The sequence below is a fragment of the Patescibacteria group bacterium genome (assembly GCA_028707495.1).
Classification (GTDB): domain Bacteria; phylum Patescibacteriota; class Patescibacteriia; order UBA2591; family JAQWAS01; genus JAQWAS01.
Genome location: JAQWAS010000001.1, coordinates 14,701 through 27,429, shown reverse-complemented (window position 1 = coordinate 27,429; position 12,729 = coordinate 14,701). Strand labels below are relative to the sequence as shown.

Below are 12,729 nucleotides of genomic sequence, written 5' to 3'. Positions count from 1 at the left end.
TATTAAGCTTATTATAGCACTTGATAAACAAAAAATCAAAAAAAACCTTAAATCTATCCAAACAAAAACAAAACTTCCCCAAGCATCTTTTAATAATAAAAATATAAAAAGTAAAATAGAACTAATTACAAAAATATCGCGACTTATAAAAAATATATAAAATTTGGTGATATTTTTCATTAACTTAAAATTCTATTTAAATAATTTTTAAATCTTGGCCAAAAATCATACCAATGCCAAGGTTCTTTATTTAATTTAACTTCAAGGTGACTAATTTTTATTTGGCCACGATAATAATCAATTTCTGGGGCCGAAATCACAAACTCAATTTTATTGTTTTGGCTAGGTAAACTTTCAAAAATAATCGTTTTTTCTTGCCAAGACGAATTTATTAAATCCATTTCGTTAACAGAATGTTTATCTAAAATTTTTAAATCCACCGCGCCAGTTTCTCTTAAATGTACCACGCCTAAACTAATTTCCGGCTGTCCGATATTTTGATAAATAATTTTAACTTGTGCAGTTTTAAATGCTCGCGGTACGCTTACAAAAAAATAAACTGGTTCACCAACTATAGTTTGATAACATTTTTGATCTGAACATTCAGTTCGCCAAACCCTAACTGCTGGATAAAAATCAGAAATAAAATAAGATTTATGTTTGAAATCTTTAACGCCAACAATCTGACCGCTCGGCACAAAATCTTGAATAATAACAAAAAAAACTAAACCAATAGCGATTAAAACTAAAACACCACGAATAATTTTTAAACTTTTAGACATTATTTCATTTTAACATTTTGCAATATTAAAGCAATAAAAAAATTCCATTGTAAACCCTCTATTTTTGGGTTATAATATTAAAATAAACCATCTTTAATTATGAAAAAAGTTTTAATCATTAGTTATTTTTTTCCGCCCAGTGGTGGTGGCGGTATCCAGCGGACTTTGAAATTTATTAAATATTTACCAAAATTTAATTGGCAACCTTTTGTTTTAACTTCACATCAAAAAGGTTATTGTCATTTACAAAAAGAAGAAGCTAATCAAATTTCTAAAAATATTAAAATTAAGCGTACTTTATGTCCATTTTATAAATTTTTAACTTTCCCTGGTTTTTCTAAGCCTAATTTAAAAAACTTTTTACTGAGAATTTTAAAATGGCCACTCCTCTTTTTTATACCCGATCAATTTATGGGCTGGACACTAACCTCGCGTTTAGCTGGTTTAAAATCAATTCTAGAAGAAAAAATTGATTTAATCTATACCACTGGCCCTCCATTTTCAACTCATCTCTTGGGTAATTTTTTAAAAAAGAAGACTCACTTACCTTGGGTAGCTGATTTTAGAGACAGCTGGGTAACTAACCAACATTTACCGCAAAATATTATTTTTAAAATTCAACGTCAAATTCTAAAAATTTACGAAAAAAAAGTCGTCCAGCGAGCTGATATGATTGTTTGCAACACCGAACCCATGCGTCAAGATTTCATTCAACGCTATTCACATATTAAACAAGATAAATTCGTAACCATCACCAATGGTTTTGACTCGGAAGATTTTGCTAATTTAAAATCCAAAATCAAAAATGCTAAATTTACTTTAACTTATACTGGATCTTTTGCTGGCCTTCAAACTCCTAAATTTTTTGTTCAAGCTTTAAAAAAATTAATTATTGATCAACCTGATTTTAAAAAAAACTTATTAGTTCAATTTATTGGTAATTTTAGTCAAGACGAACAAAATCTTTTTCAGCAACCTGTGTTCAAAAATATTGTTCAAGTTATTCCTGAAACGAATTACCTTTCAACACTAAAATATCAACGCCAAGCTGATGTTTTACTTTTAATTCTTTCCATTTCCACTGATCAAGGTGGTGATAAAATTTATTGTGGCAAAATGTTTGAATATTTAAATCAGCCCAATCCAATCTTAACCCTAGTTCCCCAACCCAGTATTAGCGCTGATTTAATTAAAAATTTACAAGCTGGCCCAGTGGTTGAATTTAATAATATTCAAGGCATCCAACAAGCTATTTTAAATTTATATCAACAATGGCAAAATGATACTTTAATTCGACACTTACCAACAAATAAAATTAAAAAATTCGATCGACGTTATTTAACTCAACACCTCAGCCAAATTTTTGATAATTTATTTTAAATATTAATTTGTATCTGTATTTGTATTTGTATTTTCACATAGATCGAGACGGGGGTCTGGGGGCGGTATTGAGCCCCTTATAAGTCAAGTGAGATTTAAATTGGTGTGAGGCGAATTAGCGCCCCCAGAACTTTTGCTTCTTTTGGTTACAAAAGAAGGTAAAATATTTATAAACTAAATTATGGACAATCAACAAAATTTAACTCCCAAAATCAGTATTATTATTCTTAATTATAATCGTTTGAACGACACGCGAGAGTGTTTAAATTCTTGTCAAAAAATAGATTATCCAAATTTTAATGTTATTCTGGTTGATAATAATTCTAAAAATAATCAAGCTGATATTTTACAAAACGAGTACACTAATTTTGTTCAGGTTATCAAAAATTTTAAAAACTATGGATTTGCCCAAGGTAATAATATTGGCATCACTAAGGCGCTAAAAAATCCCGAAATTGAATATGTTGTGTGCTTAAATAACGACACACGAGTTGAAGCTGATTTTTTAAATCAATTAGTTAAAACCGCCCAACAAGGTTATGATATGATAAACGCCACAGTTTATCAATATGACCAACCAGATAAAATTGATAATTTAGGTATGCAAGTTACCCGTTCAATATTAACTTTTAATCGTTTAAATTCAGATTCTCCTCTCTTCTGTCCCACCGGTTGCGCCGTTCTCTATTCGCGTAAACTTTTAGAAAAAATTAAATTTAATAATCAATTTTTTGATGCTGATTATTTTTGCTACGCTGAAGATTTTGATTTAGGTTTTCGAGCTTTACTCCAAGGCTTTAAACCCGCCGTGGCTGATCAAGCGATTGTTTATCATAAAGGCTCACAAACTGCCGGTCAGATGAGTGATTTTGCCTTATATTATTCCTACCGTAATATTTATTATACTCTGATTAAAAATTTGCCATGGCAATTGCTTTTGAGATTTTTAATTAAAATTAAAATCGGTCACTGGGCTATTATTATTTTAAATATTAAACGTGGACATGGTAAAACTATTTTTAAGGCTTACTTTCATGCCGCCTGTGATATGTTTAAAATACTTAAAAAACGAAAAATTATTCAAAAATATAAAAAAATTAGCAACGCCGAATTACTAACTTATTTTACACCGACAATTTTTTCTAAAGATTATCTTAAAAAATAATTTATTTTAAAAACTATATTTTAAAAATTTATGGTTTTTTTTGTTATTAAAATTATGATAATAATTTTTGATATAACTCAATTAATCCATAGCCAACCCGTGTCCAGTTATATTTTTTTTCAATTAATTGCCTGGCCTGTTGCGCCATTTCCTGACGCTTAATGTTGTGAACTAATAAAAATTCCAATTTTTGAGCTAAATCTTGACTATTATTAATTTTAGATAATAAGCCCGTTTGATAATCATCAATTACTTTTCTAACACCAGGCAAATTAGAAACTACACACGGCTTGGCACACGCCATCGCTTCAAGTAAAACCAAACCAAAAGCTTCTGATTGATCAATTGATGGTAAAACGAAAACATCGCTTAAATTATAATAATTTGGTAAATATCTATCTTGAATATAGCCAGTAAAAATAATGTCTCTATTTAAATCTAAGTTTAAATTAATAACATCTTGCTGATATTTTTGAATTAAATCTCCCCCCCCAACAATCAATAACTTTACCTGGCGATGATAATCTTCTTTTAATTTTTTAATTGCCCTAAACAACACCGGCAAACCCTTGAAATAATGTGCTTTATCTAGTCCTCCCACAAATAAAATAATTTCATCTTCTGGTTTTAAATTATACTTTTTTAATAATTTTTGGTTTTTAAATTTAGGCTTAAAAAATTCAGCGTCAACACCAAAAGCTAGTTCTCTAAATTTATTTTTATTTTTAAAATAAAAATCTTTAACTTGAGAATTTTGAATATAATCCAAAGAAGAAACTAAAATTAAATCAGCGATTTTTAAAACCCGTTGACGCCAAACTAAATTATAAATTTGATAAATTTTACCCAGCCAACCTTTATTTTTAACATCCATGTGATAATAAACCACTAGTTTAAATTTTTTATTAAATAATTTTTTAGCCAGCCAAACAATTTTATCAGTTAAAAAGAAGGGATAATGTAATTGTACTACATCAAATTCTTTTAATTTCCAAATCAAAGAAAATAAAACCGCTGCTTTACGAAATTTAAACAAAGGTTTAATTAAATTAACCTTAACTTTGGAAATTTCTAAAGCTTGAGTTGTTTTATCATAACGTGGAGTAAAAACGGTAACCTTGTGGCCCAAATTAGCCAATTCTTTAACTTGATGATAACAAGCCTTGCCAATACCACCGCCATATGGCGGATAAACACAAGTAATGTGAGCAATTTTCATATTTACCAAAAAATAAATAATTTAATAATTTGCCAATATAAATTAAAAAATATATTAGCTAATTTAATCACTGGCGAATCAAATCCTTCAAATTTAATTACACCGGTCAAAAGATGTTTTAAATCTCTATCTTTTAAAACTCGTTTATTTTGAATTGCACACCTAGCTTTTAGAGTTTTGGGTAATTTAGACAAAAACGAAAAATAACTTTTTATTTTCCAAGTAAACCAACTTGATTTTAAACTAAACAAAACAATGCCAATTTCCATCATCAACAAAGCTGGTAAAATTAAAATCAAAGTGCCAATTTTAAAATTTTTAAGTAAAAACCAAAATCTCGCTCGTTCCATCCAAAAAAACTTTTTTTTATTTTCTGAAAAAGAATATTTATGATACACCACACCACTTGGCACTAATTTAATTTCATAACCCATCATCCAGGTCTGCCAACCCAATTCCAAATCATCATGATACATAAAATAATATTCTGGCAACAATCCCACTCTCTCAAAAACTTCTTTTTTAACCAACATGGCCGCTCCCGAAGCATAAGTTATGTCTTTAATTTCGTTACTCAAATTATCTGGTTGAAAACAATCTCCAGAATAAGCCAAGCCCAAATAATGAATTTTGTTGCCTGATGTTTGAATTTTATCTTTATCGGGCCAGAGCAAAATTTTAGGTTGGACAATACCAATTCTTTCATTGTTTTCCATTGTTGTAATTAAATTGTTCAAACAATTTTCATCAACCATTGTATCTGGATTAAGAATAAAAACATAATCATATTTTTTTTCTAGTGCATATTTGATGCCCACATTATTTCCCGCGCAATAACCTAAATTTTGCCTGTTTTCTATTAAAGTTATGTTTGGGTAATTCTTTTTTATAAATTCAGCTGACTCATCGCTAGAATTATTATCAATTACTATGATTTCTAAACCATCTTTTGGATAATTTAATTTTTGTAAACTCGAAAAACAGTCTTGTAAATATTCAAGGCTATTGTAAAGTAAAATTATGATGGCGACTTTTGGTCTTGACATAAAATTAATAATAAATTAAAATAAACAAATCAATCGAACATTGCAAAAATTAAATTAGGAGGAAAAATGCTTATGGGTCCATTCGGTGATGCACAATATATTCCACATCCTTGGGAAAAAGAAATTGAAGAAGCAACCCGTAAACTTTATCAATTCTTTATGAGAACGTTAGATGAAAAAAACCGCAAGGAATCTTTTTTTAAGGTTCTACGGATTCTTTTAAGTTTTGACCCCGTCCAGCGTAAGGAAGATTTAATGGTGTTAGCTGAAAATGCAATCAGCAAAATCGAAAATAAAGATTGTCCCGTTAAAAGTCCATACGAAAAACAGATACGGGAAATTTATAATTTTTTGGAAAAACAACCAACACCAAAAGTTACCTACGAAAAAATCTTTAAAAATGTTTTTTACTGTCTCGTAGAAAATTCTTCTATCGTTATTATCCATCTTTGGACATGGGACGAAAGAACTATAGAAAAAAGCGTCAAAATAGTCAGAAAAAATAACTAATCTATTAAGCCCCGTACAACGCATTATATATATTATATATTGTTTTGATGGGGGCTTTTTTATTTACCCAAAAACTCTTTTTTAAAAAATTATTTATTTTTTCAAAAAACTCTTTAATTTTTAATAAAACAATTTTAGTTCGATTCTCCCCTCCTTTTTAAGGAGGGGGTTAGGGGGTGATTGATCATATTTTCAAAACCAACCAGAACCACCCCTTTATCCCCTCCTTGGTAAGGAGGGGAAATTATTTCCCCAAAAAACCTTTTAATTTATCAAGAAACTATTTTGGTGCGATTCTCCCCTCCTTTTTAAGGAGGGGGCGGGGGTGGTTGATCGTCAATTACCCCAAATCCAACTTCTTACAAAAATAATATAAATCATCCAAAACATCATCTAAATTATTTAAAACATCTTTATTGGTATAGCGCTTAATATTAAAACCACGTTCTTCAAAAAATTTAAATCTTTTCATATCTTTTCTAACCTGTTTATCTAAACCATGCACGTCTCCTTCCAATTCGACTATCAAATTCAATTTAGGACAATAAAAATCTACAATATACTTACCAACACCATGTTGTCTTCTAAATTTATAACCCGCAGAGCTATTTCTCAACTTTTTCCATAAATTTATTTCTGCTTGCGTCATATTGTTACGCAACCTCTGTCTAGTGCTTTTTTGCCGTTTTTGATTATAAAATGAAGCCATATTTTATAAATTAATTAAGAACCACCCCTTTATCCCCTCCTTGGTAAGGAGGGGAAATTATTTTTTCAAAAAAATTCTCAATTTTTTCAACGACCAAGTATTCACCACGTCTGGCTTTTCTAACCAACCCCGGCGCGCCGTGGCGACTCCAAAATGGATTAAATCTAATCCCTCTTCAGAATGCGCATCAGTATTAATTATAATTTTAGCTCCCATTTCTTTAGCCCGCCGACAATTTATATCATTCAAGTCCAAGCGCATAAAATGGCTATTCAACTCTAAAATCTTATCATTTTTAGCACAAAAAGCCAAGATCTGATTTAAATCAACCTCATAACCTTCACGTTTATTAATTAATCTGCCAGTCGGATGAGCCAATATTTTAACGTACGGATTGGCTAAGGCTGTCAAAATACGTTGAGTCATTTTTTCTCTAGGCATTTTAAACCCCTGATGAACTCCAGCGATAACATAATCTAATTTTTTCAAAACTTCATTTTTAATATACAATTCGCCCGAACTTAAAATATCTACTTCTGTCCCAGCTAAAATAGTAATTTTATTTTTAAACTTTTGGTTTAATTTTCGAATTACCTGAATTTGTTTTAATAAACGTTTGTCATTTAATCCATGAGTAATGCCAATGCCCGAAGCATGATCACTTACGCCAATATATTGATAACCACGCTTAATCCCAGCTTCAGCTAACTCTTGTAAACTCATTTCACCATCGCTCCAATTAGTATGACAATGTAAATCACCTTGAATATCTTTTAATTCTATAATTTTGGGTAATTTATTTCTTAAACTGGCTTCAACTTCTCCCCTATCTTCACGCAATTCGGGAGCTATCCACTTTAAACCAACTTCGCCATAAACACTTTTTTCTGTCCGACTGGTTAATAAATTAAATTTATGATTAGATTTTTTAAAAACACCATATTCGTTAATTTTTAATTTATGACTTATCGCTAATTTGCGCACATGAATATTGTGATTTTTAGAGCCGGTAAAATAATGAAGGGCTGCACCAAAATTTTCTGGCTTGACCACTCGTAAATCAACTTCTAAACCGTTTTTTAAAACCACGCTCGTTTTAGTCTTTCCCTGCGCTCGAATCTGCTTAACTTGAGATAATTTAACAAATTTTTCCATCACTCTTTCCGACTGACGTGAAGTGATTAAAATATCTAAATCACCCACCACCTCTTTCATCCGACGTAAACTACCGGCAATTTCAACTTGATCAACTTCTGACATCTGCGCTAGCTGATTTTTAATGTCTTGGGCAATATAAAAAGCTTCGCCCAATAAAAAGCTTTGCTGATGGTGTTGATAAAAATCAATGGCTTTTAAAATATTCTCTTCTGTTTTTTGACCAAAGCCTTTCAAATCTCTTAAGCCTTTTTTCTGAATAAACTTTTTTAAATCTTGAATATTTTTAATTTTAAAATTGTTATATAAAAAAGAGACCGTCTTAGGCCCCAAACCTTCAAGTTGTAATAATTCCACTACGCCACGCGGAACTTTTTTAATTAATTTTTTTAATTCTTGACAAGTGCCAGTTTGAATAATTTCTCCTGTTTTGTCATTAACTGCCCTGCCTATTCCGGCAATTTTTTGGAGTTCGTTTTTTTTATATAAATCTTGGATATCTTGAGATAAAGATTCAATAATTTGAGCCGCCCGACGATAAGCTTTAATCTTAAATTGATTGTCGTTTAAAATTTCTAAAATATCTGCCAATTGATAAAAGATTTCAGCAACTTCACTATTTTTCATAAATTAAAATTAAATTATTTTCTCCCCTCCTTTTCAAGGAGGGGGCTAGGGGGTGGTTGATTCTATTTTTAAAATAACCAGAACCACCCCGCCCACCGAGTCGGCGGGCACCCCTCATTTATAAGGAAGGGAAGATTATCTCGAGATATCTTTGAATAATTTAAAATTCTATATTATTAAATAATCAAATAAATATACTAAAAACCTTAAATTTGATCGTCGTCTTTCAAACTAATATGTCTAACAATCTGAGCGATGCGTCTTTCGATTTTTTCAATCTTAACTAAAATTTTAAACATTAGATAAAACAACGCCAAAACTGAAAGATAAATTAATAAATTAGCGCCTCTTTCTACGCCCAAAAAATGGGCAATTTCATCAGTTTTATGTGGCCATAAAACGGCCAAACCCACCAAAATCCATAACGCCAACCAAGTGATTAATTCGCGCCAACTTAAATCGCCTTTTTTGAATTTAAGGATAATTAAAAAAATAACTGCGACTACAAAAATTATTAAAGGAATTTGGATTAACATGTTTTTAAATTTAAAAGATTAATAAAATTACATAGCAACAGATATATGGGATTTGGGGTGGTAGCCAAACGTCTTCGATTTGTCATCCTGAACTTGGTTCAGGATCTGTCATACGCCCGCACAGATGCTGAAATAAATTCAGCATGACAGCTTCTTTCTACTAACAGGTGAACAGATGCCAATAATCTACGTTGTGTCTAAAACTTTTTTATTTATTCTTCAATAAACCTCTTTTTTCTAACATTCGCCTAACACCTTCTTCATATGGTGTCATTTGAATTTTAAAATCATTCCACCAAGGATATTCAGGAAAAACATCACCATTAACTAAAGATTTGATTTGGTCTGGCGTAAAGGGCGATTTTAGAATTAAACCATAAATTTTAACCAAAAAAAGAAAAATCGGCACAGGAATATGGATCGTTGTATGCCGACCTTTCATCATTTTTAGAACCGGTTTAATAATTTGATTAAACTCTAAAATTTTATAACCATTAATACTATAGACTCGGTTTTCGTCTGGAAAATCATAAATAAATTTTGAAATTAAACAACACATATCATCCACATAAATTGGCTGACGTGGAAACTTACCCTTGCCTGGAATTGGAAAAATAGGTGTCTTGCGTGCAAAATCAATTAACCAACCGACATTTTTATTATCTAATAAACCATACATTAATGATGGTTGAATAACTACATATTTTAAACCACTATTTTTAACTATCTCTTCGCCTTGTTTTTTAGTTCTGGCATAGTCATCCTGACGCGAAGACAAAACTGCAGCAGAACTAAAATGAATAATTTCTGGAATATTTTTTTCTTGAGCAACTTTAACTATATTTTGAGTGGCTATCACATTATTACGCACAAAAGGTTCCGTTTCCTCAGCTGAAATTTGAGCATGTAAATCAACTATAATATTTTTATCATTAAATTCTGCTTGCCATTCGCCCATCTCAGCTAAATCAGCCAAAACGGCCTTAACGCCTAAATTTTGGCAATGTTTAATGCCATTTTCGTCTTTGTCAATTACCGTAATATTGTAAGGTTTTACTTGTTGATTTAATAAAATTCTGACCAAATTTTTACCGACAAAACCGCCACCACCGGTAATTAAAATATTTTTTTGGTTATATAGCATATATTTATTTAATCTAAAATACGCTTCAAAATTAATTTATATAATGTCTTAGGTCCAGCGCGAAAAAAACCTTGGCCTTTTGATAATGAATAATCCGTATATCTAACGTTAATTGGCTTCTCAATAATTTTTAATTTATTTCTTCTAGCTTCAATTATAATTTCTGAAGAAAATTCAAAGGTGTTTGATTCTAATTTTAACTTTTGTAAACTCTCTCTTGAAAAAGCCCTTAAGCCAGATTGCGAATCAGTAATTTTAGCTCCGAATAAAATAAAGGTAATCAAATTAGCTATTTTATTAGCTAATACTCTATACCAAGGCATATCTAAATTTTCAGAGATAAAACGCGAACCAATCACTAAATCAGCTTGATGGTTCGAAATAGGCTCTATGATCGATTGAATTTGACTAGCGTCATGCTGACCATCAGCATCAAAAGTCACTACAATATCAGCTTGCATTTTTTTAACCGCATAATCTAATCCCGTTTTGATCGCTCCGCCACAACCTAAATTAATTACATGCCGAACAACTTTAACTCCTAAAGCCTGAACTAATTCTGCTGTTTGATCGCTTGAACCATCATCTATCACTAAAATATCTTTAGCTGATATAAATTTTAAAACTTCGTTCAAAGTCTTTTGAATTACCGGAGCTTCGTTATAAGCTGGTATAACTACGACAATTTTAGACTGAATCTGCTCCATAATTATTCATTATTAGACGTATCGTCGTTTATTGATTTTTCTTCAACTCCAACGCCAGTCAATTCGTTAAATGACGGTGCTTTAAATTGATTCAACTTCATTGACTTAATAGTTTCTTGTAATCCATCGGCCAGAGCCACCACTGGTACCCAATTAATTTTTCCTTTGGCTTTAGTAATATCAGGCAAACTCTGTTTAATTGAGTAATTAAATTCTGCTGATTTATCAATTTGTAATTTTGCTTGTGCACCAATTAATTCAATAATTTTTTGTGCTACCTCTTGTAATTTATGTCCCTCTGGGTTGCCTAAATTCAAAACGCCCATGTAGCTATTTTCCATAAATTTAATTAAACCGACAATCAAATCGCTGATATAACAAAAAGAATTAATTTTAGAGACATCACCATAAATTTTTAGATCTTGATTGGAAATAGCTTGGCTAATTAAATCTGGAATCATGCGACCATCAAACATTTTCATCCGCGGACCATAAGTATTCCAAATGCGAGCAATTTTTACTTTTAAATTATATTGCTTACCATAATGATAGGTTAAACTTTCAGCAAAACGCTTACCTTCGTCATAACAACTTTTATCATCTAAATTATTAATAAAGCCCCAATAATCTTCGCTCATTTTTAAATTATTTTCATCACTAGTTTCACCATAAATACTCGAGCTTGAACCCAATAAAAATGTAGTTTGGTATGTTTTGGCTATATCTAAAACATTTTTAGTCGCATAAGCATTGGCCAATAAAGTTTCAATGGGATATTTAGTGTATTCTTTGGGTGAAGTTGGACAAGCTAAATGATAAATTTCCTGCAAACCCTGAAATTCTACTTTGAATTTTTGAGCTTCCCGACTTTGGCTTAAATCCAAAGGCTCGATTAAGTCGTGTCGAATAAATTCAAAATTAGGCAATTGTAAAAGGTGGTCAATATTGGATTCACTACCGGTCAAATAATTGTCCACACAAATCACATTACTAGATTTTACTAATTCGTCGCACAAATGCGAACCAATAAAACCAGCACCACCGGTAACTAAAACATTTTTTTTACCTGATAAATATTCAACTTGAGGCATATGGTTTAATTTAAAAATTTAAATTATTATTTTTATAGAGTCATGACAACCCGTTAAAGTCGACAGGAAAGCAATCTAGTAAATTAACGCACGAAGTGTTGTTTTACGTGATTGCCGCAGTCGCCAGCCTTGGCTGACTCCTTCGCAATGACATTTTTATTTTTTAAAAACTAAATACTTACTCGCCATAAAATTCCAAATTAAAACTAAAATTGTTGCCATAGCTTTAGCTAGTAAATCATACATCCCGACATATTTAACTAAACTAAACAAAATTAATTCGTTTAAAATCAAACCCACGCTCGCCACAAGAATAAACTTACTAAATTTTAAAGAATTGCCTTGCTTAGATTTATCTTGAAAAGTCCAATTTTTATTTAAAATATAACTTGAAATTACAGCGCAAACAAAAGAAATAAAATTAGCTATTAAATAACATTGACTAAAAAAACTTATTAACCGTGTTAAGCCAGTATAAACTAAAAAATCTAAACACGTATTTAAAACCCCAACCAAAGAAAATCTGATAAATTGCTGCAAATTTTTATTTTGCTGTAAATATTGTCTTATGACTTGCATAATAATTTTGTTATCTTGTCATCTCAAGACGGAAACGAAGCGAAATAAATTGAATGTATTGTCATTCCCGCGAAGGCGG

The 12,729-nt window shown here is 30.8% G+C and carries 13 protein-coding genes; 3 read left to right on the top strand and 10 right to left on the bottom strand.

Features of this window, described 5'->3' with window-relative positions; all coding sequences use genetic code 11:
* Positions 1-179: 179 nt before the first annotated feature.
* Positions 180-782 (bottom strand): hypothetical protein, encoded by a 603-nt coding sequence (locus PHS07_00115; GenBank protein ID MDD4606733.1) that lies wholly within the window; start codon positions 780-782, stop codon positions 180-182.
* 99 nt (positions 783-881) lie between these two features.
* Here PHS07_00115 and PHS07_00110 point away from each other — a divergent pair, with 99 nt between their 5' ends.
* Together PHS07_00110 and PHS07_00105 are read left to right on the top strand one after the other, a co-directional pair.
* A complete protein-coding gene (locus PHS07_00110) occupies positions 882-2,162 on the top strand; it encodes a glycosyltransferase (protein ID MDD4606732.1) in 1,281 nt (426 codons plus the stop codon).
* Between the two features lie 181 nt (positions 2,163-2,343).
* Complete coding sequence (locus PHS07_00105) at positions 2,344-3,327, top strand: glycosyltransferase family 2 protein (GenBank protein ID MDD4606731.1); 984 nt, start codon at positions 2,344-2,346, stop codon at positions 3,325-3,327.
* Positions 3,328-3,379: 52 nt separating this feature from the next.
* Here the strand turns inward: PHS07_00105 and PHS07_00100 are convergent, their stop codons facing one another.
* Together PHS07_00100 and PHS07_00095 are read right to left on the bottom strand one after the other, a co-directional pair.
* Positions 3,380-4,546, bottom strand: coding sequence for a glycosyltransferase family 4 protein (locus PHS07_00100; protein ID MDD4606730.1), 1,167 nt, complete (start codon positions 4,544-4,546; stop codon positions 3,380-3,382).
* 2 nt (positions 4,547-4,548) lie between these two features.
* Positions 4,549-5,592: a glycosyltransferase family 2 protein gene (locus PHS07_00095; protein ID MDD4606729.1), complete on the bottom strand. Its 1,044-nt coding sequence runs from the start codon at positions 5,590-5,592 to the stop codon at positions 4,549-4,551.
* Positions 5,593-5,658: 66 nt separating this feature from the next.
* Between PHS07_00095 and PHS07_00090 the strand changes: the two genes are divergently transcribed.
* On the top strand, positions 5,659-6,102 hold the full coding sequence (locus PHS07_00090; protein MDD4606728.1) for a hypothetical protein: 444 nt from the start codon (positions 5,659-5,661) through the stop codon (positions 6,100-6,102).
* Between the two features lie 340 nt (positions 6,103-6,442).
* Here the strand turns inward: PHS07_00090 and PHS07_00085 are convergent, their stop codons facing one another.
* From PHS07_00085 to PHS07_00055, 7 genes are all read right to left on the bottom strand, one after another.
* The gene (locus tag PHS07_00085) at positions 6,443-6,811 is read right to left on the bottom strand and encodes an endonuclease domain-containing protein (protein MDD4606727.1); all 369 of its coding nucleotides are present in this window, start codon (positions 6,809-6,811) and stop codon (positions 6,443-6,445) included.
* A 57-nt stretch (positions 6,812-6,868) separates the two neighbouring features.
* Positions 6,869-8,593: a DNA polymerase/3'-5' exonuclease PolX gene (gene polX, locus PHS07_00080; GenBank protein ID MDD4606726.1), complete on the bottom strand. Its 1,725-nt coding sequence runs from the start codon at positions 8,591-8,593 to the stop codon at positions 6,869-6,871.
* 206 nt (positions 8,594-8,799) lie between these two features.
* A complete protein-coding gene (locus tag PHS07_00075; protein ID MDD4606725.1) occupies positions 8,800-9,129 on the bottom strand; it encodes a DUF2304 domain-containing protein in 330 nt (109 codons plus the stop codon).
* A 208-nt stretch (positions 9,130-9,337) separates the two neighbouring features.
* Positions 9,338-10,273 (bottom strand): NAD(P)-dependent oxidoreductase, encoded by a 936-nt coding sequence (locus tag PHS07_00070; GenBank protein MDD4606724.1) that lies wholly within the window; start codon positions 10,271-10,273, stop codon positions 9,338-9,340.
* Positions 10,274-10,281: 8 nt separating this feature from the next.
* Positions 10,282-10,980 (bottom strand): glycosyltransferase family 2 protein, encoded by a 699-nt coding sequence (locus tag PHS07_00065; protein ID MDD4606723.1) that lies wholly within the window; start codon positions 10,978-10,980, stop codon positions 10,282-10,284.
* A 2-nt stretch (positions 10,981-10,982) separates the two neighbouring features.
* The gene (locus PHS07_00060; protein MDD4606722.1) at positions 10,983-12,071 is read right to left on the bottom strand and encodes a GDP-mannose 4,6-dehydratase; all 1,089 of its coding nucleotides are present in this window, start codon (positions 12,069-12,071) and stop codon (positions 10,983-10,985) included.
* Between the two features lie 156 nt (positions 12,072-12,227).
* Positions 12,228-12,650 (bottom strand): GtrA family protein, encoded by a 423-nt coding sequence (locus PHS07_00055; protein ID MDD4606721.1) that lies wholly within the window; start codon positions 12,648-12,650, stop codon positions 12,228-12,230.
* Positions 12,651-12,729: the final 79 nt, after the last annotated feature.

Coding starts and splice junctions, on each gene's coding strand:
- PHS07_00115 (MDD4606733.1), bottom strand. CDS start 782: ATGTCTAAAAGTTTAAAAATTATTCGTGGTGTTTTAGTTTTAATCGCT.
- PHS07_00110 (MDD4606732.1), top strand. CDS start 882: ATGAAAAAAGTTTTAATCATTAGTTATTTTTTTCCGCCCAGTGGTGGT.
- PHS07_00105 (MDD4606731.1), top strand. CDS start 2,344: ATGGACAATCAACAAAATTTAACTCCCAAAATCAGTATTATTATTCTT.
- PHS07_00100 (MDD4606730.1), bottom strand. CDS start 4,546: ATGAAAATTGCTCACATTACTTGTGTTTATCCGCCATATGGCGGTGGT.
- PHS07_00095 (MDD4606729.1), bottom strand. CDS start 5,592: ATGTCAAGACCAAAAGTCGCCATCATAATTTTACTTTACAATAGCCTT.
- PHS07_00090 (MDD4606728.1), top strand. CDS start 5,659: ATGCTTATGGGTCCATTCGGTGATGCACAATATATTCCACATCCTTGG.
- PHS07_00085 (MDD4606727.1), bottom strand. CDS start 6,811: ATGGCTTCATTTTATAATCAAAAACGGCAAAAAAGCACTAGACAGAGG.
- polX (MDD4606726.1), bottom strand. CDS start 8,593: ATGAAAAATAGTGAAGTTGCTGAAATCTTTTATCAATTGGCAGATATT.
- PHS07_00075 (MDD4606725.1), bottom strand. CDS start 9,129: ATGTTAATCCAAATTCCTTTAATAATTTTTGTAGTCGCAGTTATTTTT.
- PHS07_00070 (MDD4606724.1), bottom strand. CDS start 10,273: ATGCTATATAACCAAAAAAATATTTTAATTACCGGTGGTGGCGGTTTT.
- PHS07_00065 (MDD4606723.1), bottom strand. CDS start 10,980: ATGGAGCAGATTCAGTCTAAAATTGTCGTAGTTATACCAGCTTATAAC.
- PHS07_00060 (MDD4606722.1), bottom strand. CDS start 12,071: ATGCCTCAAGTTGAATATTTATCAGGTAAAAAAAATGTTTTAGTTACC.
- PHS07_00055 (MDD4606721.1), bottom strand. CDS start 12,650: ATGCAAGTCATAAGACAATATTTACAGCAAAATAAAAATTTGCAGCAA.